Below are 1,982 nucleotides of genomic sequence, written 5' to 3' on the forward strand. Positions count from 1 at the left end.
CGGCGCGCGTGCGGGTGCCGGGCGCCGGGCGGCGGGCGCGTGTCGGGCGCGTGGGCGCCGGGTGCGGGGGGGGGGATGCGGGCGCGTTGGATGCGGGTGCCGGGCGCAGGGGAGGGGCGGCCTCTTGCAGCGGATCTGGCGGAAAATGGCCATCTGCTTCGAAATTCCGAGGCAATTCGCCCCGCTGGCGCGCCAGCGCGCTGATCCGCATCGGCGCGACCTGGGCAAACGCGCCCTGGGACGCTGATAAGGCGGTTTGGGGGAGCGGGGAGGCTCGGAATTTCGAAGCAGATGGCCAAAAAACGCGCCCCGCCGTACGCGCCAGGCGGCTCGATCCTGGCGGGTCGACCGAGAAGGCGCCCCCTCTGCACCGGCCAGCGCGAGGCCCTGACCTGGCAAAATAGATTATTCTCCCAGGTCATTGCCGTGTTTCAGCCTGTGCAGAGGGGAGCGGCTTTCGGTCTCTCGACTCAGCTGCGGGCGCGCCACCAGGCTAGGGCGAGCTGGGTGCGGTTGCGCAGGCCGAGCTTCTGGAGCATGGCGGAGATGTGGTTGCGCACGGTGCCCTCGGACAGGTAGAGCGTCCCCGCCACCTCGCGGTTGTCCAGCCCCTCGGCGACGAGCGCAGCGATGGCGCGCTCGCGCTCGGTGAGCGCGTCGAGGGAGGCCGGCGCAGCGCCCTCGTCGCGGGGCGACGGCGCACCGCATCGGCGCGTCTCCCCGTGTTCTCCGCCGGCGCGCCCAGCACGTTCGCCCGGTGCGGACCGGGCGCTTTCCGGGCTCCTGCCGCCGGCGCGCCCGGCATCCTCGCCCGGCGCGTCCCGGAGGCCTTCCGAGCTTCTGCCTACCAGCAAATCGAGCCGCTCGCAGACCTCGGGGCCGAACACCGACTGGCCGGCCACCACGGCGCACAGCGCGTCGGGGATGGTGCCCACGTCCTGCTTGACCAGGTAGCCGCGGGCGCCCAGGCGCAGCGCGCGCACGATGTAGTCGTCGTCTGAGAACGTGGTGAGGAACACCACGCGCGCGTCGGGATGCGCTGCCAGCACACGCTCGGCGGCGCCGAGGCCGCCCATCCCCGGCATGCGGATGTCCAGCAGCAGCACGTCGGGGCGCAGCCTGTCGTAGAGCGCCACGGCCTCCTCGCCGCTCGCGCCGACGGCTGCCACCTCCACGCAGCCCCGCGCCTCCAGGATGGTCTTGAGCGACGCGCCCACGAAGGGGTCGTCGTCGGCTATCACCACGCGGATGGGTTCGCTCATCAGGCTGCCTCCTCGTCAGGTCGGGGGATGGATGCGCGCACGGCGAAGCCGCCGCGCGCCGTCGGCCCGGCGCCGTCATCGGCGATGGTCAGTCGCCAGAAGCCGGGGTACTCGACCAGCTCCACGGTCACCGAGCGCGCGTCGCCGTGACGGGCGGCGTTCGAGAGCGCCTCGCGCGTCACGGCCACGAGCGCGTAGGCGACGGGCTGCGGCAGCGGGCCCGCCTCGTAGGCGAGCGTCGCGTCGCCGGCCTCCCAGCCATCCACCACGCGCTCGAGGGAGGTGCGCGCGTCGAAGGCGTCGTCGTGCAGGTCGTGGACGCTTGCGCGCACGGTGCCGAGCGCCTCGTCGAGGGTGGCGGCCACCGCGTCGAGCCCTGCGGCGGCATCAACGTCTTCGCAGGTCACGCGCAGGGCCTTCACCTGGAGAAGCGAGCGCGTCAGCAGATGCCCCACGTTGTCGTGGATCTCCCGCGCGATGCGCCCGCGCTCGTCGAGCACGGCGCAGCGGACCTCCAGATCCTGCCGCTCCATGAGGTCGCGGTTGCGCTGGGCCAGCGCGAGGGAGCGCTCCTGCACCCGGTCGCGCAGGGCGAGCGTCGCGCGCTGGCCGGCCACGAGGCGCCGGGTGCACCATGCCATGAGGCAGGCCACCGCGGCGATCGCCCGGGCCCGCCGCGCCGCCGCGCCGTGCCGGCCGTCTTCCGGCAGCGCCGCGTCC

Annotated in this window: 2 protein-coding genes; both read right to left on the minus strand. The window is 73.7% G+C overall.

All coding sequences use genetic code 11. The features are described 5' to 3' along the window. Positions 1-470 precede the first annotated feature (470 nt). Positions 471-1,262: a response regulator transcription factor gene (locus D1643_RS11915; RefSeq protein WP_160710603.1), complete on the minus strand. Its 792-nt coding sequence runs from the start codon at positions 1,260-1,262 to the stop codon at positions 471-473. Further along, positions 1,262-1,982, minus strand: a 721-nt coding sequence (locus D1643_RS10750) for a sensor histidine kinase (RefSeq protein WP_236643568.1), incomplete at its 5' end; no start/stop codon positions are given. The genes D1643_RS11915 and D1643_RS10750, both read right to left, overlap by 1 nt.

This window comes from Enterorhabdus sp. P55, from assembly GCF_009911695.1.
Classification (GTDB): Bacteria; Actinomycetota; Coriobacteriia; order Coriobacteriales; family Eggerthellaceae; genus Enterorhabdus.